At 54.9% G+C, this 19,720-nt stretch carries 19 protein-coding genes and 1 tRNA gene; 6 read left to right on the top strand and 14 right to left on the bottom strand.

The window, feature by feature from the left end; all coding sequences use genetic code 11:
• Nucleotides 1-135 precede the first annotated feature (135 nt).
• From BQ7114_RS01795 to pdxS, 5 genes are all read right to left on the bottom strand, one after another.
• Complete coding sequence (locus BQ7114_RS01795) at nucleotides 136-2,127, bottom strand: hypothetical protein (RefSeq protein WP_072341175.1); 1,992 nt, start codon at nucleotides 2,125-2,127, stop codon at nucleotides 136-138.
• Nucleotides 2,127-3,083 carry a hypothetical protein gene (locus tag BQ7114_RS01790; RefSeq protein ID WP_143236771.1) on the bottom strand — a complete coding sequence of 319 codons (957 nt, stop codon included), beginning with the start codon at nucleotides 3,081-3,083 and terminating at the stop codon, nucleotides 2,127-2,129. Before BQ7114_RS01790 ends, BQ7114_RS01795 begins: the two co-directional genes overlap by 1 nt.
• A 118-nt stretch (nucleotides 3,084-3,201) precedes the next feature.
• The gene (locus tag BQ7114_RS01785) at nucleotides 3,202-3,522 is read right to left on the bottom strand and encodes a branched-chain amino acid transporter permease (RefSeq protein WP_072341167.1); all 321 of its coding nucleotides are present in this window, start codon (nucleotides 3,520-3,522) and stop codon (nucleotides 3,202-3,204) included.
• Nucleotides 3,519-4,238, bottom strand: coding sequence for an AzlC family ABC transporter permease (locus BQ7114_RS01780; RefSeq protein WP_072341163.1), 720 nt, complete (start codon nucleotides 4,236-4,238; stop codon nucleotides 3,519-3,521). Before BQ7114_RS01780 ends, BQ7114_RS01785 begins: the two co-directional genes overlap by 4 nt.
• Nucleotides 4,239-4,453: 215 nt before the next feature.
• Entirely contained in the window at nucleotides 4,454-5,335 is an 882-nt protein-coding gene (gene pdxS / locus BQ7114_RS01775) for a pyridoxal 5'-phosphate synthase lyase subunit PdxS (RefSeq protein WP_072341160.1), read from the bottom strand.
• Between the two features lie 90 nt (nucleotides 5,336-5,425).
• On the opposite strand from pdxS, the gene BQ7114_RS01770 reads away from it, so the two are divergent.
• Nucleotides 5,426-6,802 carry an aminotransferase-like domain-containing protein gene (locus tag BQ7114_RS01770; protein ID WP_072341157.1) on the top strand — a complete coding sequence of 459 codons (1,377 nt, stop codon included), beginning with the start codon at nucleotides 5,426-5,428 and terminating at the stop codon, nucleotides 6,800-6,802.
• A gap of 184 nt (nucleotides 6,803-6,986) precedes the next feature.
• Complete coding sequence (locus tag BQ7114_RS01765) at nucleotides 6,987-7,580, top strand: hypothetical protein (RefSeq protein ID WP_072341154.1); 594 nt, start codon at nucleotides 6,987-6,989, stop codon at nucleotides 7,578-7,580.
• Nucleotides 7,581-7,803: 223 nt separating this feature from the next.
• Here the strand turns inward: BQ7114_RS01765 and BQ7114_RS01760 are convergent, their stop codons facing one another.
• A complete protein-coding gene (locus BQ7114_RS01760; RefSeq protein WP_072341151.1) occupies nucleotides 7,804-8,550 on the bottom strand; it encodes a metalloregulator ArsR/SmtB family transcription factor in 747 nt (248 codons plus the stop codon).
• 52 nt (nucleotides 8,551-8,602) lie between these two features.
• Between BQ7114_RS01760 and arsD the strand changes: the two genes are divergently transcribed.
• Both arsD and arsA read left to right on the top strand, forming a co-directional pair.
• Complete coding sequence (arsD, locus tag BQ7114_RS01755; RefSeq protein WP_072341148.1) at nucleotides 8,603-8,971, top strand: arsenite efflux transporter metallochaperone ArsD; 369 nt, start codon at nucleotides 8,603-8,605, stop codon at nucleotides 8,969-8,971.
• Nucleotides 8,971-10,737: an arsenical pump-driving ATPase gene (gene arsA, locus BQ7114_RS01750; protein ID WP_072341145.1), complete on the top strand. Its 1,767-nt coding sequence runs from the start codon at nucleotides 8,971-8,973 to the stop codon at nucleotides 10,735-10,737. The genes arsD and arsA overlap by 1 nt, the downstream gene beginning before the upstream one ends.
• A 290-nt stretch (nucleotides 10,738-11,027) precedes the next feature.
• Here arsA and BQ7114_RS01745 read toward each other — a convergent pair.
• The 7 genes from BQ7114_RS01745 to rplU all read right to left on the bottom strand — a co-directional run bounded on the left by BQ7114_RS01745 (nucleotide 11,028) and on the right by rplU (nucleotide 15,149).
• Nucleotides 11,028-11,103: transfer RNA gene (locus tag BQ7114_RS01745), tRNA-Ala, on the bottom strand.
• A 94-nt stretch (nucleotides 11,104-11,197) separates the two neighbouring features.
• Entirely contained in the window at nucleotides 11,198-11,818 is a 621-nt protein-coding gene (locus tag BQ7114_RS01740; RefSeq protein WP_072341143.1) for a histidine phosphatase family protein, read from the bottom strand.
• Nucleotides 11,819-11,833: 15 nt separating this feature from the next.
• Nucleotides 11,834-12,184: a ribosome silencing factor gene (rsfS, locus tag BQ7114_RS01735; protein ID WP_072344621.1), complete on the bottom strand. Its 351-nt coding sequence runs from the start codon at nucleotides 12,182-12,184 to the stop codon at nucleotides 11,834-11,836.
• Nucleotides 12,185-12,210: 26 nt separating this feature from the next.
• Nucleotides 12,211-12,825, bottom strand: a complete 615-nt coding sequence (gene nadD, locus BQ7114_RS01730) for a nicotinate-nucleotide adenylyltransferase (protein ID WP_072341140.1) — start codon at nucleotides 12,823-12,825, stop codon at nucleotides 12,211-12,213.
• Nucleotides 12,826-12,900: 75 nt separating this feature from the next.
• Entirely contained in the window at nucleotides 12,901-14,427 is a 1,527-nt protein-coding gene (gene obgE, locus BQ7114_RS01725) for a GTPase ObgE (RefSeq protein WP_072341137.1), read from the bottom strand.
• A 93-nt stretch (nucleotides 14,428-14,520) separates the two neighbouring features.
• Nucleotides 14,521-14,781: a 50S ribosomal protein L27 gene (gene rpmA / locus BQ7114_RS01720; RefSeq protein WP_016443457.1), complete on the bottom strand. Its 261-nt coding sequence runs from the start codon at nucleotides 14,779-14,781 to the stop codon at nucleotides 14,521-14,523.
• Nucleotides 14,782-14,828: 47 nt separating this feature from the next.
• Nucleotides 14,829-15,149: a 50S ribosomal protein L21 gene (gene rplU / locus BQ7114_RS01715; RefSeq protein WP_034510036.1), complete on the bottom strand. Its 321-nt coding sequence runs from the start codon at nucleotides 15,147-15,149 to the stop codon at nucleotides 14,829-14,831.
• Nucleotides 15,150-15,173: 24 nt separating this feature from the next.
• Here rplU and BQ7114_RS09065 point away from each other — a divergent pair, with 24 nt between their 5' ends.
• The gene (locus BQ7114_RS09065; protein WP_268258623.1) at nucleotides 15,174-15,302 is read left to right on the top strand and encodes a hypothetical protein; all 129 of its coding nucleotides are present in this window, start codon (nucleotides 15,174-15,176) and stop codon (nucleotides 15,300-15,302) included.
• Nucleotides 15,303-15,304: 2 nt separating this feature from the next.
• Here the strand turns inward: BQ7114_RS09065 and BQ7114_RS01710 are convergent, their stop codons facing one another.
• Nucleotides 15,305-17,665 carry an Rne/Rng family ribonuclease gene (locus BQ7114_RS01710; RefSeq protein WP_072341134.1) on the bottom strand — a complete coding sequence of 787 codons (2,361 nt, stop codon included), beginning with the start codon at nucleotides 17,663-17,665 and terminating at the stop codon, nucleotides 15,305-15,307.
• Nucleotides 17,666-18,162: 497 nt separating this feature from the next.
• On the opposite strand from BQ7114_RS01710, the gene BQ7114_RS01705 reads away from it, so the two are divergent.
• Complete coding sequence (locus BQ7114_RS01705; protein ID WP_072341131.1) at nucleotides 18,163-19,704, top strand: cytochrome ubiquinol oxidase subunit I; 1,542 nt, start codon at nucleotides 18,163-18,165, stop codon at nucleotides 19,702-19,704.
• Nucleotides 19,705-19,720 lie beyond the last annotated feature (16 nt).

Raw genomic sequence — 19,720 nt, 5'->3', positions numbered from 1 at the left:
CTTCTTTTGTAAAGACACGATTTGTATAAGGTGGTCTGCATTTATCACCGGGTAGAGGCGCAAATTGCAACCAACGCTAATGGGGCCAACAGTCTGCAAAAAGACTGTTGGCCCCTACTAGTGGTTGCGTTCGTACTATGTCAATTGGTGCTCGGTGAACCCGTGCGGCTCTCGACCGGCTTCAGAGGATACACCACCATTGGACGCGTCAGCTACACCCGCTGTTGTTGAAACAGCATCGGCAGGACTGGCTCCCATCCCCGTAGATACCGGAACTGCTGCGGAGCCAGGCGCAGTCATTCCGTTGCCAGCAACCGGGCGGGCTGAATCTGTGCCACTTTGCGACTGTTCCATGGCGGTGGCATAGCTTGCCGACGCACTTTGAGATGCTTGCTTGACATGCTCAGTGGCGTTTGCGCTCGCGACCTTGGCCGACTTGCCCGCGCGTGAGAGGAATTCCCCTAGAGGCTTACGGTAAATGTAAGCCAACACCGCGCCTGCAAGAAGGAGAACGCCAATTACAATGAGGGCGATCGTCTTGCCTATCGAATGCCTAAATGCAGCGCCTTCGAAGGCAATATACGTTGAGTCACTTGTCGAATAGGTGGCTGTAGAACCGTCAATTTGCCAGTCATTCAACCATTCACCATCGACGAATTTATCTCCTGATTCAAGCTCGATACGTGCGGTCATTGCCTTTGTATCGACTCCGCCGAGAAGCTGCGCAGGATCGATAGAAACACTGACTACGTAGTCCCCTTCCATGTACTGCTTTTCACTTTTTGAAAACTCATGTACATCGATATAACCATCCATCGCGTTAACAATAGCGTCGTTGTTATCTGCCGATGCGGATACCTTAATGGAGTAGGTTCGCTCACCATCTGAATCGGACGAAGAGACCGTCCCAAACTCTTCTGGCACCGTCACCAAGGCGTCGACGTCATCGAGGAAATCTGCGTATTCGCTCGTATCTACAACGAGGTCAATCCCCATTGTCCATTCCGCAGAGGGTGATACGTTGAGAGCCACATCCATTGATTCGAATGTGATGTCTTTTTCGAACGCAGCCTCAAAAGTCCCCGAGTAGTCGGCGAAATACTGCTGGTCACCATATTGCGATAAGAAACCTTCTGGCGCGTAGATAGTCACACTCTTTCGGCAGTTCTGAGCACAGATCTGGACCGGGTCTACACTGCCCTTGTACGTGCGGCTAATGGCCGCCCTACCTTCAGCTTTTTCGTTGGACACCTCGAGCTGCGTGGTGCCTTCGCCGTAAACTGTGTCGATCTTTTTCACTAGATCATCCACTGAGGCCGCCTGAAAACTGACGGTGCGCTCGTATACGTCCGTTGTGGACTCTACGTCAGCGTCAATTTCCACATCGCTACCGAGGGAAGCGAGGAACTCATCATCTAGCTTCTTAATCGGGGCAGCAGTGTCTTTCGGACGCTGCATGCGAATAACGACGTCAAATTCGTCGTTATCTAGTGGCGTGATTTCGAGGCCAACGTAGGAAAAAGCCTGGTCTTTGGTCTCATTGATCCTGAACGCACCGCCGTACTCTTGCTTGAAGCTCTTGTCCCCGATCGTGAGCGTTCCTGCATCCTCGCCGTCAATAACGTACGACTTGTTTGAGGAGTCAATCACGCCTTCAACAACAAGCGCATCTGGCACCCATGCCAACAATTCGGTAGAAGTAAAGTTCTCGGTGTATTGAACTCCCTTTTTAAGGATTCCGTCTGCCGAATAGAAGGTGATTTCCGGATCCCTGTCCATTCCGCCGGCGGCAAGAATACTGGCTACTTTCTCCCGGTAGTCATCTAGGGAGCTGAAGGTCAGCTTGAAGTTGCCAGTCGCTTCCTCGTCAGTGGCGTTTATGCCGGAGAATTCAAGCTCGGAGGGCAGGTGCTTTTCGATTGCAGCCTGTATCGCCTCGTAGCCGCCGTTAATTTTCTCCTTCGCATCCGAATCGTTCTTCACTTTGAAAGCGATAGTACGGGTTCCAGCACCGTTCTCGTCGAGGGTGAGGTTAGTGGTGACGCGTGCGCCACAGGCGCTAAGGAGCATCACGAGGGCAAGGCCTAGGGCCACTAGGCTGAAACGTGACTTCTGGTTCTGTTTCATTACGACATCACACTAGAAAGAAACACGGACACTGCCACTGCCGACACAACAGACGCAAGCATGTTGAACAAGACGAACGGAACCAGGTAGGACTTGTGCACCGGAGCAATTCGGTTCAAACCAACATAGTTTGCAATGTTAGCCATCATTCCTACAATCCCAGTGGTTGCAAGTAGGAAAAAGGTTCCGATGGCATAGGTGATACCCGAGGGAATGATTACGAGAAGCGCGGTCACTGCCACAACGAAGATCGCAGGGGTTGCCGCTACGCTCCACACGGTTGCCGCGCGGCCGTAAGGTGCTTGCACGCCGCGAACTCTTAGAGTGAAGAAGAGTGAAGTAATGAAAGAAAAAGTGATTATCGCGAAGACCACGAGCGAACCAAAGAATACCTTCAAGCCCAGCGTAAACGGACTCTCCACAAGCGATGCAGAAGATCCGAATACGCTCGTAAACGTAGTATTCAATCCGTTTGCAGCGGCGATCGCAGTTGCGGCTGGGAGGATACTTACCAAGATGATGAATCCACCAACCGCTACGTGCCAGTAGTGGCGGTAGGTATCACCGATCTGGAATGCGTCAACCAATTTGCCCTTAAAGATCAGCACGAATGCTGCCCACATTGCCGGGAACGCACCACCAAACGAATCAGCGGGGTTCGTTGGAGCTGCCGGCGCCGCATATGCTACTTGGCCGGGTGCTGGTTGCGCAGGACCATTATCCGGAGCTGGGGCGGGTAAAACACTGCCGTTCGGCGCGGCGGGCGCACTTGCTTCGGGAGCATCTGCAATGGGTGCGCTTGGAGCTGCGGCCGCGGGAGGCGCGGGCGGAGGCGCAACCTGGGTTGCGGGTTCGACTGGCTCGGCACCTGTCACTTCCGGCTCTGAATTCTGCGCAGCTGATCCATTGTCAGGCACATCGGATGATTCTGCTGTGGGATTATTTTGGCTATCCATGAGCTCCCTTTCGCATGTGTTTATTGGGTTGGATTTGCGCGGAATAATCATATCAAAACCACCAATATTTGCGGTTTTTCTCACATGTCGAGCACTTGGCTATCGGCTCCAGTGATGCCTAGCCAACCAGTGCAAGGACAATAGCGAAGGCCCCGGTGCCTGCCAGCAGAGACCACAGCACCTTACGGAATGTCAGATGCACGCCAAGGGTAGTGATTACTCCCGTTGTTGGTGGTAGCCAAGACTCCACACTGGAAAACGAGGTGCCCTGAAGTGTGAAAATCACCAGTATGAGCATGACACCTGCCGGCATGGCCGCGCCGAGGTAGGCAAGTGTTTCAGAATCACGAACGCGAGACAAAAAGACGAATGGCGCCGCACGTAGCGAAAACGTTATAACAAAAACGGTGGCAATAATGCCGATAATGTATCCGGTCACGGCATTCCATCCCTCCTAACCCTACCTGACGACGGGCTAACCGGATTCAAACGTGAGGCGATTAGCAAAGCGACTGTGAGCGTAGCCAGAGAAACGGGCAGATAGATCGAGCCTGGTAACACGAGCATGCCCACACCGATTACTACTGCAAGTGCAAAATCAAAACGCGCCCGGTTCGCGAGGTAGGCCTCTAACATCAGCACGATGAAAAGCGAAGTCAGTACAAAGTTAAGAATCCGTCCGTCAATCGGAACAGCGAGCCCAATTAGCGCACCAAGTGTACACCCTAAAGTCCAAGTAGCGTGCGCGAAAACCTGAGTACACAGCACTCTCTCCCCCGTCAGCTCGGCCTTTGGTTTGGACGCAATAACCGCATAGACCTCGTCCGTAAGCGCGTGGATCGAGTAGATTTTCGCCACCTTGTTCTTCACGAGGTCCAACGGGAAGCTAATCCCGTAAAAAACATGTCGAAATTGAATGAGAAGGGTTGCAAGCGCTATTGCTGCAAACGGCTCGTGCGCCACAATCATCGGCACGATGAGATATTGCATAGAACCGGCATACATGAACAGCGAGAAGATGGGCGCCCACCACCAGTCCAAACCCGCGCCGGTGAGCGTCATCCCCATCCCCATGCCCAGAGGAACATAACCCAGGGCTACGGGCAGGACATCTCGGGCTCCTAAAGCCAGTGGCGAGTGTACGGTTGTGGACATATAAAAAACCTATGGTTGCTCCTGCGGCCAAACAAAACGAGTCCACCAGGTGGGCTACGGAACCATGAGACTACTCACACACCCTTAGAGTGTACGGCGCGACCCTCATTAACAGGCAGAGCAAAAGCGTGGGGACCCGTTCAATTACGAACCAGTCCCCACGCTACTGAGCACTTGGCAATGGCTATCAAGCTCTAACAGTCATACCTATCGCGTTACCAGCCACGCTCAGCAAGACGATGCGGCGCAGGCAAGTCAGCCACATTGATCCCAACCATGGCCTCACCCAAACCGCGCGAGACATCTGCAATAACCTTCGGGTCATCATAAGAGGCGGTGGCCTTGACGATAGCTGCGGCCCGCGCCTTCGGATCACCAGACTTAAAAATGCCCGAGCCCACAAACACACCATCGGCGCCGAGCTGCATCATCATCGCAGCATCTGCCGGAGTAGCCACGCCACCGGCCACGAAAAGTGGAACAGGAAGCTTACCCTCGCGAGCCACCTGAGCCACTAGGTCATATGGAGCAGCAAGCTCCTTGGCGGCCACGTACAGCTCATCCTCGGTGAGGTTCACCAGCGCCGCGATCTCTTTCTTGATCTTCCGAATGTGCTTGGTGGCCTCCGAGACATCACCCGTGCCGGCCTCACCTTTTGAACGGATCATCGCAGCGCCCTCGTTGATACGACGCAAGGCTTCACCAAGGTTAGTTGCGCCGCACACAAAGGGAACGGAGTATTCGCGCTTGCTGATGTGGTTCACGTAGTCGGCTGGCGAGAGCACCTCGGACTCGTCCACCCAATCAATGCCGAGTGCTTGAAGCACTTGCGCTTCCACAAAATGACCTATACGCGCTTTGGCCATGACGGGAATCGATACGGCATTCATAATCCCCTCGATAAGATCGGGGTCGGACATGCGGGCAACGCCGCCTTCGGCGCGAATATCTGCGGGAACGCGTTCAAGTGCCATCACGGCTACGGCGCCAGAATCTTCAGCAATCTTGGCTTGTTCGGCGGTTACGACGTCCATAATGACGCCGCCCTTAAGGCCTTCAGCGAGCACGAGCTTTTCTGGTTCAATCATGTAACTCATAGTTCCTATTCTCGCCCACCCGTGGACTATTATTAATACCAGTTTTGAAATACTTTTTTAGACCACAATGCGAATGGGTTGGAGGATTCCGTGCCCTCAATTCCTGCTTCCATCGTTGCAAGTATTCGCAGGCGTTTGGAGGACGGCTCGCTTGCACCCGGCGATCGACTTCCCTCTACGCGCGCATTGGCTGACGAACTTGGGGTATCGCGAGGGTCGGTTGTTAGTGCGTACGAGCAACTTTCCGGTGAGGGCATCTTGCTGTCCACTCCTTCGGGCAGTCGCATTCACCCGGACCTTGTAGTCACTTTGCCCACGAGGCATTCGCGGCCACCTGAGGACGGAGTGCCGCCGGTTGTGCCGGCCCCAATTTTGCTTCGGCCCGGCGCTCCTTTGGAGGCTCTCACCACCTCGGCTTGGCGCGGGGCCTGGCGCATGGCCGTTGCTGAGCCTCATGCGTATCCAAGCCCGGGTTCGAACCGCCTGCGTTACCTACTTGCAGAGCATTTCCGGCTCACGCGGGCCGTGTCCATCGACCCGAAGTCAATACTCATCACCGCCGGCGCCCGTGATGGGCTACGCGCCACCCTTGCGGCGCTCGCAGCCATGCGCCATTCCAACCACGCCTCCCCGTTAGCGATGCGCACGGCCACTTTGCATACACCACCTCAAGGCAACCGCCTCGCTGTAGAAGATCCGGGTTTCGGCTCTCTTCGCGCAGTGCCGGCTTCGATCGGTTGGGAAACCGTGTTGTTACCGACCAGTGATGAAAGCGACTTATCCACAGGGTTGCACGATCTGTCCCCCGATGCTGTTCTTTTCACCCCCAATCACCAATTTCCATACGGCTTACAAATGCCGGCTAGGAGGCGGCGCGAGCTAGTGGAGTGGCGCCGTTCCACCCCGGGCGCGTTTCTCATTGAGGACGACTACGACTCTGAGCTACGTGCTACTCACCCCGCCCTAGTGGCGCTGGACCCTGCTGGCACGGTGCTACTTGGCTCATTTGCGAAAACGCTGACGCCCGCGTTGGGATTGGGATACGTCATCGCGCCTCATGCGCTACGAGAGAGCATCGCGGACCGGCTCACCCCCGTCTGCGGAATCGCGCAAGATGCGCTCGCCAACTTCCTCGCCGCTGACGGGCTTCGCCTGCACACTGCTCGCATGCGCCGCGAATACAAATATCGCCGAGGCGTTTTTGAGCAGATTTTCCCGGAAGGTCGCACCATGGACGGAAGCCTGGGAGCCATCATAGAACTTTCTGCGAGTGTAGAAGAGCGAGTTTTGGCGGGTGCTCACGAGGCCGGACTAGCTGTAGAGTCACTGGGCAAATACTGGTCTGGGCAATCCGGAACGCCGGGAATAGTCGTTGGTTTAGGCGCAGGAAGTCGCGAAAAATTAGCCTCGGCGCTAAAGAAGCTACGCCAGATCGTGCCCGAACGGGTCACGTGGATCTTTTCCTAGCAGGCTTCAACATGTACCGGGCGTATCGCCCGCAGCAATATGTGGAAAGTACACCTTTGATGCTCACTATCAGGCCAAACTCGGCGTAACGCTTTTTCAAACCTGCCACCCTCCCGCAATCGCCGTCAACTAATCACGAGACGCAACACTGCTACCACTTGATCTTCCATGAAAAAATGATCGAGTGGACAACGAAGACGATTTCACTGAAACACTCGACTACGGCACCACTTTGATGGTTGCAGCTCAACTGCAAGAAATGGGGTTCACGCTTCGCAACCCAGAAGCTCTCAAAGCCGAAGATATCTATGACAAAGAATCAGTGCTCTGGGCCTCCGATCACGCAGGAGTATCGGCGTTCAGCCATTTCGTATCCATCGATTACGAATGCATCTATGACGAGCAAGACTACCCCACCTTCATCCACGAAATCGCTAACGCCGTAGAAGTGGAAGATCGCCTCACAGACGTGTCATCGACCTGGGACTCTAACGGAATGATGACCGTGAACTACACATTCGATGGCACACCACGCGAACTCATATTTGAACAAGGAAGCGACTGGATTCCACGCGACATAGCCGAGTTCATTATCAAGGACATCGCTACTGTGCCCGGACGGATACGTTTAGCGGAACTAGAAGTGCAAGGACCAGCAATCGTCTGGATATATCCAGACAAGGTGGAAGAATTTCTGCTCCTAGAACCTGATTTCGTTCCCTGGCCGCCTGAACTGCAATTACCCAAACCAAAGGCTCACGCACCACAAACAAAATGAACCACGCATGCAAAACAAAACCTTCTGGCGCAAAATTGTTTCAACACCAGCAGGCAGTTAGTTACTTAGACGTTCATTTTGATACAAGGCTCTGGGCGGGTACAAAACCCGGCTAGGTGGGTGCAAATTCCGAGTGCTGGGTTCATCCCAACGGTTTGGCTAGTCACAGTCTTTCCCGACGGATGATGTTTCGGATTTGATTGGGGCGGGAAGCAGTATTTCGTTAAGAGATTCGGGTTAGTAGCTCTTTTACGCGCTTGGTAATCTCGTCGCGGATTTCGCGTACGACCTCTATGGGTTCACCCGACGGATCAGCGACCTGCCAGTCTTCATAGTGGGTTCCGGGGAAAATTGGGCATGATTCGCCACACCCCATCGTAATCACCCAATCGGCCATCTTTACTTTCGCCGGATCAAGTTTTTCTGGCTGCGCAAACGGCTCTAGCCCTATTTCGGCGAGGGCTTCGCGCACCTCGGGGTGTACTTCTTCGGCCGGTTCGGTGCCTGCGCTCATGATGGTCACGTCAGAATCAGCTAGTTCTTGCGCAATGGCAGCTGCCATTTGTGAGCGACCAGCATTTTGTCTACAGGCAAAAAGGATTCTGGTCACGGTGGCTCCCTTTCGGGTTGCGGTTTGTTGCGGCACGTGTTTAGCGACAACGTCAAGGAGTCGAGTATCAAAATCCGGGGCGATCGAATAGTAGGCCCACTTACCCTGCTGTTCGCGGCCTAATATGCCAGTATTTACCAGCCTGGTGAGATGGTGCGAAATGGTTGACCGACTGATGTTGAAGACCTCAGGAAATGAGCATGCGCACACCGGGTTAGGCGAACAGCGGTATATGAACAGAGCCAGCTGCAACCGCGTGATATCACTGAGTGCCGCAAAAATATCTGCTGCTTCCTGACATTGACCTTCGCCGGCGATTGCAGGTGCGGGACAGCAATTAGGAGCGTGTTGGCTGATCATACAAGAACTCTATCATACGTTTCGATGCTCATCGAAACGTAAGGAGTTAATTGTGCGTCAAATTGACATCTATGAACCGGCTTTGTGTTGTTCTTCCGGAATCTGCGGAACCGACGTAGATCAGGTTCTCGTTGATTTCAATGCGGCACTGACCGCCCTGGATAAAGAGGGCATTACCGTCACCAGGCACAATTTGGCATCTGCCCCGGCTGATTTTGCGACTTGTGAACCGGTTCGCGCATATATCGAGGTAGCTGGCACAGACGGCCTGCCAGTTACTGTGGTTGATGGCACTATCGTTGCTACTGGTTCTTATCCGCAAATTGATCAGCTCCGACAATTCGCGGGGGCATCCCCGGAGAGAAGTACGACTTTGCCCGTCGTTGAGTCTGGCTGCTGTGGCGGAGGTGGGTGCTGCTAATGTCTCTTCCTGAACTGAGTACCAAGTTTGCGTTTTTCACCGGTAAAGGTGGAGTCGGAAAGACTACGGTTGCTTGCTCTTTAGCTACCCGCGCGGCAAGTGAGGGTAAACGAGTGCTGCTAGTATCAACTGATCCAGCCTCGAATATCGGGCAGGTATTTGGCCGTGAGATCGGATCGAGCGGAGCAGAGCTAACCGATCTTGTTCCCGGCTCTATTGGTTTTGATGCTGTAGAGATTGATCCAGAGGCAGAAGCGGAGCGGTATCGCGAGTCTATACTGGGTCCGGTTCGCGGTCTGCTACCACCCGAGGTACTAGCAACAACCGAAGAGACCTTGTCCGGTTCCTGCACGGTTGAAGTCGCTAGTTTTAATCGATTCGTCGACTATCTAACCAACGAAGACATTACTAGCCACTATGACCACATCATTTTCGATACCGCCCCTACTGGACACACCCTGCGGTTACTGTCCCTACCTGGTGATTGGTCTAGTTTCATTGATAAAGGCGCGGGTGACGCCTCGTGTCTGGGGCCGATGTCGGGGCTAGAGAAGAACCGGCAAACCTATCATGAGGCGGTCGCAGCTCTGTCCGACCCGGCACAAACTTCACTGGTTCTGGTGGCCAGAGCTCAAATCTCGACCCTGCAAGAAGCTAACCGTTCCACCGGTGAACTACTCGAGATGGGAATCAAACCCGCACTGTTGGTGATCAACGGTATTCTGCCAGTGAGTGCCGCTACAGATCAGCTGTCGGAGTCTATTTACACCCGGGAACAGGCACTACTAGATGGTCTTGCCGCAAATGCGCAGCTGAGCGCGATCCAGAGTGTTCCAACGGTACGGATCGAGTTGAGTGCTAACCCGGTGATGGGGGTAGACGGCCTGCTACATCTGGGAGAGGCTGACGGTAATGAAACTTCGAGCGCGGATCCTGCACTAGAGCCTGGCTCTGCGCAGTCCAATTCCGAACTGCACGTTGGTTTATCCCATCTGGTGGATGAGCTAGCAGAGGGGAAACCGAAACTCGTTTTGTGTATGGGCAAAGGTGGGGTTGGGAAAACCACCGTGGCGCAAATGCTGGCATTCGAGCTCGCTCAGCGCGGCAAGCCAGTGCATCTATCCACCACGGATCCCGCGAATCACCTCGATGTTTCCCTCGAAGATCGCATCAAAGGTTTGACGATGTCATCGATCGACCCGGACGCGGTGACGGCTAACTACCGTGAAGAGGTGCTCGCCACCAAAGGCGCTTCTCTCGATGCCGACGGTTACGCACAGTTGGAGGAAGACCTGCGCTCCCCATGTACGGAAGAAGTGGCCGTTTTCAAAGCATTTTCTGAGGTCGTAGCAACGGCCCAAGATCAGTGGGTCGTGCTCGACACCGCCCCCACCGGGCACACCCTGCTACTACTGGACGCTACTGGATCCTACCACCGCGAACTCATGCGCCAATCCGGAAGTGACGATTCCGCGACCACGCTCCAACACCTGCAAAATGCGGAAGTAACCCGGCCGATCCTCGTGACACTGCCAGAAACCACGCCAATGCTCGAGGCAAAGTCCCTCGCAGCCGACCTATCGCGAGTAGGTATTGAGCCTTGGGCATGGGTAATCAACCAGTCACTCCCGGCAACCGAGACGTCATCACCGTTCCTGCTACGACGAGCCAATGCGCAACAGGAGATAATTAACTCGGTCGCTGATCAGGCAGGGGTACAAGTGGTGCAACTTCCCGTCATGCTCGACCATGAACTACGCGGATAGCGATTTACCGAAGCTAAGTCGTATAGGCCGCCTCGTCTCTTCTGTCAGTTTTAAACTGTTAGACAGACGAGGTGGCCGTTTTTATTCTGAGACTTGGATGGCTTGAACCCTTGTTATTGCAACCAGGAGGTACGCGCCGGCTCATCCAGATCCTCACGCGACTAAGCCCCCAAGTGCCATCCTCTGCTCCCTACCGTCAGCCCTCGAGTGAATGCCTCTGACAAGCCAAAACGCCTCCCATCCGGGCAAAACAAAAGGACGCTCACCTTGTATCAAAATGAGCGTCCCAATGGTGGAGCTAAGGGGATTCGAACCCCTGACCTCTTCCATGCCATGGAAGCGCGCTACCAACTGCGCCATAGCCCCTTAAACAAGTAACAACTATACAGAACAACTCTGGCCTAGCCAAACCGGCACCTGTGCGACCGCTCACGCGCACGGCGCTACTGACAATCGGTAGTCATGCCCCGATGTTGTGGCCTACCAAGCGCCAGTACGGGAACCTATCAGCTTGCTCCAGAATCGACCAGTGACAGTTGTCCAGGCCGCGCAGACCAGACCAAGAACCCGGCGCAATCCCGAGCAATTGGGTAATCCCCTGCGTAATCGCCGACCCGTGGGACACAAATACGTACGTACCGGGGGCAGCGTTAACAACTGCCGTAACTACCTCGGCGAAGCGTTGCCCCACATCCTCGCGAGATTCGATCTGCGCTCCTGCGCAATCACCCGTTGCACGCCACTCGCGATACCACTGTGGGTACTCAGCCAGCATCTCATCGCGGCTCATCCCCTCAAAAGCGCCAAAACCACGTTCACGAATCCGCGGGTCCGCAACCACTTGAAGACCAGAATGCCTCGAGATCTCACGGGCCGTATCCATAGCGCGTGACAAGTCAGATGAAACAATCGCATCTGGTTGAAGTGCTGCCACTATAGGCCCCATCTCGGCAGCCTGTGCTCGCCCCACGTCATTTAGTTCAATATCAATCACGCCCTGAACGCGACCTCCGATATTGAAGTCCGTCTGGCCATGGCGCACAAAAATCACACGAGACTTAACAAGGGGCGCGTCACTCATAAGCCACGCAACTCCTCAAAGCTCAAGAACCGGGCAGTCGGCCCACAAACGCTCCAACGCGTAAAACTCGCGTTGCTCATCTAACTGAACGTGAACCACGAAATCGCCGAAATCCATCAGAAGCCAAGAAAGCTCCTCGCCGCTCTCCACGCGCGGACGCTTGCCTCCGGCCTCCAACACCTTATCGATGACCTCATTTGCAATAGCCTGCACCTGGCGACCACTCGACGCAGAAACGATCAAGAATACGTCCGTGAATGGAGTGCGCTCTCCAACCAAAATCGCAATCGGGTTAATCCCCAATTTGTCCTGCGCGGCCTTAACCGCAACCTGCAGGTACTGCCTCGTAGAATCACTAAGCTCCAAAATCCACCTTCCGGCCCCAACAACCACTACTGCCTGTACAATCCGTACTTATCTATGTACTGCACAACCCCATCTGGCACCAAGTACCACACCGGCTTGCCAGCCTTCACGCGCGCACGACAATCCGTAGACGAAATTGCCATCGCGGGCACCTCCAGCAAAGACACCGCCGCCGGCGGAAGCCCCTTCGCGTTCAGCTCATGACCCGGCCTGGTCACGCCAATAAAATGTGCCATTTCAAAAAGCTTGTCCGAATCCTTCCACGTGAGGATCTGCTCCAGCGCATCCGCGCCCGTAATAAAGAACAGGTCAGCATCCGGCCTCATTGCATGAATATCGCTCAGCGTATCAATCGTGTAGGTGGTGCCCCCACGATCGATATCAACGCGCGAAACCGTAAAACGATTATTCGAGGCGGTTGCAATCACCGTCATCAAATACCGGTGCTCCGCGGACGTAACCCTGCGACCTTCCTTGAACGGCTGCATCTGCGTGGGAACGAACACCACCTGATCCAGATTGAACACGTCCATCACTTCCGAGGCCGCAACGAGGTGCCCATGGTGGATCGGGTCAAACGTACCGCCCATCACCCCGATGGACGGTCTATGATTCAATACCTCGCCCTTCACGTGCCTCACATTCAATCCAAAATACCGGCCGCTAACTACTTCCCTATCCTACGGGTTTGAAAGGACGCTGGAAGCGTATACGCACTACTCGTCCGGATCGGTCCAAACTCCGGCTTCACGGTCCATCCAAAGCTCGTCGCGCGCCGCCTGCTTTGCATCCATACGCTCGTGGAAACGCGCCTTGCGTTCGCGCCTGGTCAGGCGCTCGCCACCCTCAAATCGCATGTCTGAACCGCGCGGGCCAAGCAACTCAGCACCTGTCTCCATGGTCGGCTCCCAATCGAAAATGACGCCATCCTCAATGGATCCAATCACCACGGGATCACCAGGCAATGCACCAGCCTGTGCCAAGAGGTCTTCCACTCCCGCCAAACTCAAACGATCTGCCAGGTAGCCAACCGCTTCATCATTTGCGAAGTCAGTCTGCAAAATCCAACGCTCCGGCCTGCGTCCTCGAACTTGGAACAAGTCCTGCCCCGCGTGAGAGACCTTGCGAACCGTAATGACCTCATCGCGTTCACGTCCGCCAATCGCCTGCGGACGCAATACCGTAGGTGCGGGCTCGATCTCAGGCATCGCGTCACGGTGGTCCTGTACCATCTTCGCAAGCGCAAAAGACAGTTCCTTCAATCCCTCGTGCGTCACCGCAGAAATTTCAAAAACCGGCCAGCCAAACGCGTGTAGCTCCTCGCTTTGCATGTGCGCCATATCGCGGCCATCTGGAATGTCGATCTTATTCACCACAATCGCACGCGGACGCTCCCCCAGAGGAACATAGCCCTCCAGCTCCCCCAAATCGGAACGATACTGAGCCAGCTCCTCTTCAATCGTCTTGAGGTCCGAAACCGGATCACGCTCAGGCTCAAACGTTGCCGCGTCCAAAACGTGCACGATCACAGATGAGCGTTCAATATGACGCAAGAACTCTAAACCAAGCCCCTTGCCCTCCGAAGCTCCCGGAATGAGGCCGGGCACATCCGCAATGGTGTAGCGAATCTCGCCCGCTTGCACAACCCCTAGATTCGGAACCAATGTTGTAAACGGATAGTCCGCAATCTTCGGACGCGCAGCTGACATCGCGGCGATAAGCGAAGATTTGCCGGCGGACGGGAAACCCACCAGCGCAACGTCAGCAACCGATTTCAGTTCCAGAATGACCGTGCGCTCCTCGCCCGGCTCACCCTTCAACGCAAAACCCGGAGCCTTACGCTTACGAGAAGCCAATGCCGCGTTGCCAAGGCCTCCTCTACCACCCTCAGCGATGACCACGCGCGCACCCACCTCGGTCAGGTCAGCGATGAAGGACCCGTCCGCATCCTTAACCACTGTGCCCACTGGAACCGGAAGTACTACGTCTTCACCATTTCGGCCCTCGCCGTCTCCACCAAGACCAGGAGTGCCATTCTCAGCCTTGCGGTGCGGAAGATGGTGGTAGTCAAGCAGAGACGTGGTTTGATCCGAAACCTCAAGGATCACATTTCCACCATCGCCGCCATTTCCCCCGTCAGGGCCGCCGAGTGGCTTGTACTTCTCACGGCGAATCGATGCGGCGCCGTGACCACCATTGCCACCGGTAACGTACAAAGTCACCCTGTCAACAAAAGACGCCATAGCTACTCCCTAAGCGGCAAGTTTTCCAAATTCCGATAATAAAATTTTGAGGGTGATGGGAAACCCCAATCACCCTCAAAACGTTAAGACTAGTTAGGCAGATACTGCCTCAACCACGTTAACGACGCGACGATTGCGCTTGTTCGCGAACTCAACATCGCCTGCAACGAGTGCGAAAAGCGTGTCATCCTTGCCGCGACCTACGTTCTCACCAGCGTGGTAACGAGTGCCGCGCTGACGAACTAGAATCTCGCCGGCCTGTACAAACTGGCCTCCGAAGCGCTTGATGCCGAGACGCTGGGCATTAGAGTCGCGACCGTTCTTGGAAGAACCGAGTCCCTTCTTACTTGCCATCTTTCAGCTTCTTTCTGTCAGTCCTAAAACGAGTTTAGGAACACTAACTACTTGATGCCAGTTACCTTGATCTTCGTCAGGGGCTGACGATGACCTTGGCGCTTGCGGTAGCCAGTCTTGTTCTTGAACTTGATAATAGAAATCTTCGGACCCTTGGCGGGCTCAACGATTTCAGCGGTTACCTTAACTTTGCCGAGCTCCGACACGTCCGAGGTTACCTTGTCACCGTCGACCACCATTAGGGGCTGGAGTTCGACAGTATCGCCGGGTTCTCCTGCCAACTTGTCGACGACGACGACATCACCGACGGACACCTTCTCCTGTCGGCCGCCGGCCTTGACGATCGCGTAGACCACGTTGCTGCTCATCTCTTAATAGATTACGAAATAATTATGCGTTTAAAGAAACGCACCGACGATCAAGACTACTTGAAACGCGCGCAGCAATCAAACGAATTTGCTCGTTTTATCGCTTGTAGGCGTGTGGCATTCACCACCGGAGCCGCGCGCGTGTCGTCTTGAGTTTACTTATCCTCTTCCCCACCGGCATTAGGTTGCGACATTACCGCTCGTCTAGCCTTCTTGGCAGGGCGGGAAGAAGCGTCAGGTAACTGAATGTCATCGAGGCTCACAGCCGCGGGCCTTCCAATCTTTTCAGTTTTTATCGGTTCGGGCAGATCGAGCTTAACCTTGGGGTTTCCAACCTCCATGGTGACCGCTCGCCGCGCTCGCTTGCGGGGGGCTACCGCACCATCACCGTTTTCTTGCTCAGACGCAACTACCGGCTCCTTATCCCCGGTCGCATGAGAATCGCTGGACTCACTACTCGAATTCTTGTCATCGCCGTGCTTGCGTTTTCTTTGCCCTCGCTTGCGATCAGACTTCTTCGAGTGGCTCTGGCCTTCTTCCTTTTCCTCGTGATGCTTCGAAGCAGCGGAGGCGGCGATTGCCGAAAGCGCTGCCTTCACTTCCTCATGCTTTTCGTCGGATTCCGGCTCTCTCGCCGGCTCCGACTTCTGCTTCTTAGGCGGGATAGCGTGACCAGACTTATCTTTCTCCACCGGACTGGAGTGAACGATGAAGCCCCTGCCCTCACAGCACTCGCACGGGGTAGAGAAGGCCTCGACTAGCCCTTCACCAACCCGTTTTCGCGTCATTTGTACAAGGCCAAGAGCCGTGATCTCCGTAACCTGATGACGCGTGCGATCGCGCCCCAAGCACTCCACCAGCCTGCGAAGCACGAGGTCGCGATTAGACTCGAGCACCATGTCAACAAAGTCAATGACGATGATTCCGCCAATATCGCGAAGCCGCAGCTGACGAACAATCTCTTCAGCGGCTTCCAGGTTGTTCATGGTGACCGTCTCTTCAAGCGTGCCACCCGAGCCAATAAACTTACCCGTGTTCACATCGATGACGGTCATTGCTTCCGTGCGGTCGATGATCAAGGAACCACCCGAGGGAAGCCAGACCTTATTATCCATTCCCTTCGCAAGTTGCTCATCAATGCGATGCGAGTGGAATACGTCCTCGCGTTTGGTCCAGTGAACCAAACGATCTTCCAGGTCCGGTGACAGCTTTGACACGTACTCGCTGATGGTCTTCCACGTACCCGAGCCCTGCACGGTTAGCGAAGAAAAATCCTCGTTGAAGACATCGCGAACCACGCGAACAGCGAGCTCTGGCTCTGATCGCAACATCACCGGAGCTTTCTGCCCCTTCTTCTGCTTCTGTACGACCTCGTCCCATTGCGCCTGCAGACGATTCACATCATCGCGCAGCTGCACTTCCGTAGCGCCCTCTGCAGCGGTACGGACAATCACTCCCGAATCCTTCGGAACGATCTTAGACAGTAGCTTCTTGAGGCGCGCCCGCTCCTTCTCGGGAAGCTTGCGCGAAATACCGGTCATCTGCCCGTCCGGCACCAGCACCAAGAACCGGCCTGCCAACGTGATCTGCGAAGTCAGACGAGCACCCTTATGCCCGATCGGATCCTTCGTGACCTGCACCAAGACAGTGTCACCAGACTTCAAAGCCTGCTCGATGCGACGCGGCCTGCCTTGGAATCCGAGTGCCTCCCAGTTCACCTCACCGGCATACAAAACCGCATTGCGGCCCTTCCCAAGGTCAACGAACGCGGCCTCCATAGACGGCAAAACATTCTGCACGCGACCGAGGTAAATGTTGCCGACCATTGTCTGCTGGGTGCGGCGCGCAACGTAGTGCTCGACCAACAACCCATCTTCAAGAACGGCAATCTGGTTCAGCCCGTTCTTCTCGCGCACGATCATCTCGCGCTTCACAGACTCACGCCGGGCCAAGAACTCCGATTCTGTTACAACCTGACGACGACGATTCTCTCGACGCCCCTCACGCCTACGCTGACGTTTTGCTTCTAGACGCGTCGACCCCTTGACGCCTTCAACCTCATTAGACAGTTCAGAAGAATCATCATCTTCTGCCGCGGAACGCCTGCGCCTGCGCCGACGCACCGTAGTGACCTGCTCTTCATTCGCGTCGTCACCAGTTTGTTCCGAGTGTTCATCGTCGTTCTCGTCATCATCGATTGAGGACGATTCCGTAACATCTTCTTCCGTTTCCACCATGCGCCTGCGAGACCTCTGTTTACGAGCGGGACGCTCGTCATCATTCCCGCTTGAAATCGGGTGAGAAATCGCAGGAGCTTGGAACAGCAACGTTGCCGCAGCAGCCACAGGGACCTTTGTCCCTTGCGGGACTTCCTCATTCACTTTGTGCGCACCCGAGAAAACGGGGGCGCCTACACCGGGCGAAAACGGATCGGTTTCGACTCCATTTTCGGCGCGATCAGCCTCATTATTTTTTTCTGTTGTCACAAGCCTTCTCCAGTTGGCGCAGGACTTCATACCAAGCTCCTGCAGCAGCCGTCTTACTCAGACGGAAACCTAAACGGTGTAGCCCAGGCGGCTAACACAAGCACAAAACAGGGAGAAAACATCACCTGCATGCACCACTTTCACGGTATGGCGAAAGTATTTCCAAGAGGAATTATCGCACAATCACCGAAGATCGGCCGAATACGGCGACGCAGGGGGCGAAAATGCGTCCATAAACACCTTTTTCGCCGTCGCAAACACAGGCCGAAAAGAGCCTCGCAAATTGATCAAAACCCTTTTTAGAAACAATAATTTTTCCTAATTATTTTTTCATTTACCATTTTGTTATCAAAAAAACGCTTTGTGAGCGGCTTAACTTGCGCGTTATTACACGCTTTGTCAGATAAAACCTCGATTGGGAGATAAATTCTCCGCACACTCCTTGCATTAATGCATAAAGTGGTTTCTAAGAGGGGTCGTCGAAAGTCGCCGACCTTATTTACCTATCAACTCGGAAAGGCGGAAACATGACCGTCCTCCCAGCAGCACTCGACGCAGTGTTTCTGGCGCGGTGGCAGTTTGCAATCACAACTGTCTACCACTTCCTACAGGTACCCCTAACCATTGGCCTGGGCCTCCTGGTTGCAATCATGCAAACCAAGTGGCACAGAAGCGGTAATGAGGTCTGGCTGCAGGCAACGCGATTCTTCGGAAAACTGTTCCTTATTAACTTCGCGCTTGGCGTCGCCACCGGCATCGTGCAGGAGTTCCAGTTCGGTATGAACTGGTCCGAATACTCCCGCTTCGTTGGCGACATCTTCGGCGCACCGCTAGCAGTTGAAGCACTGCTCGCATTCTTTATGGAATCGACCTTCCTAGGCCTGTGGATCTTCGGTTGGGGCCGCATCTCAAAGCGGATGCACCTAGCTGCCATCTGGCTTGTAGCCATTGGCTCAACGATTTCAGCCGTATGGATCCTCGGTGCAAACTCCTGGATGCAGCACCCTGTAGGCGCCCTATACAACCCGGCCACCGGCCGCGCAGAACTTGACGGAGCCGGCGGCTTCTTCAAGGTCATCTCCAACCCCGTGCTCTTCCTCGGATTCACGCACGTCCTCTTCACCTCCCTGTTCGTAGCTGGCACCTTCATTGCAGGCATTGCAGTGTGGTGGACAGTACGCTGCGCAAACGCTGGTGAGCACGGCGAACGCGAAGCACGCGAAATCTGGAAGCCAATCGCTAAGTTCGGCGCTTGGGCCCTCATTATTGCTGGCCTCGGCACCATTGCCACCGGCCACTTCCAGGGCGTAGAAATGGTCAAACTCCAGCCAATGAAGATGGCTGTTGCTGAAGGCATCTGTATGGATACCGAAGGCGCCGCCTTCACCGTTGCAGGCTTTGGCGAATGCCCCCTCGACGATTCTGGCGATATGACCCGCTTCATTACGGTTCCCGGACTCGCATCGTTCCTTTCGCACAACTCCTTCAACGCTGAAGTCGAAGGCGTGCGCGACATCCAAGACCGCATGGTCGAGATGCTTAACGCCAACGAGTCGTTCACCTCGCGCTACGGTGATGCATCGCAGTACGACTTCCGCCCACCATCGATGCCAGTGTTCTACTCATTCCGCATCATGGTTACGCTCGGCCTCATTTCGATGCTGCTGGGCCTAGGAATCCTCTACTGGTACCGCGGCGACAAGCTCGCCCGTTCCAAGTGGATGGCTAACTTCGCCCTCTTCTGCCTGCCATGGCCGTTCATCGGTGCATCCGCAGGTTGGATCTTCACCGAAATTGGCCGCCAGCCATGGGTGGTATACCCGAACATTGCCGGCGCGCTGAACCAAGATCCAGTCGGTGGCGTTCTCCAGCTCACTGAGTTCGCCGCATCGGGTACGGTGCCAGCGGGACAGGTGCTGGTAACCACGGTGCTGTTCACCCTCCTATACGGCGGGCTCGGCGTCATTTGGTTCCTACTGTTGCGTCGCTGGGTACGTGAAGGCATGCATGTGCCCTACTCGAAGACGAATGAAGTAACCCCCGACACACACCTGTCGTTCGGATACTGAGGAAGGTTGGTATAAA

The sequence above is a fragment of the Actinomyces urinae genome, from assembly GCF_900119695.1.
Classification (GTDB): Bacteria; Actinomycetota; Actinomycetes; order Actinomycetales; family Actinomycetaceae; genus Gleimia; species Gleimia urinae.
The sequence above is the reverse complement of the archived record's forward strand: the minus strand, read 5'-3'. Positions and strand labels throughout refer to the sequence as shown.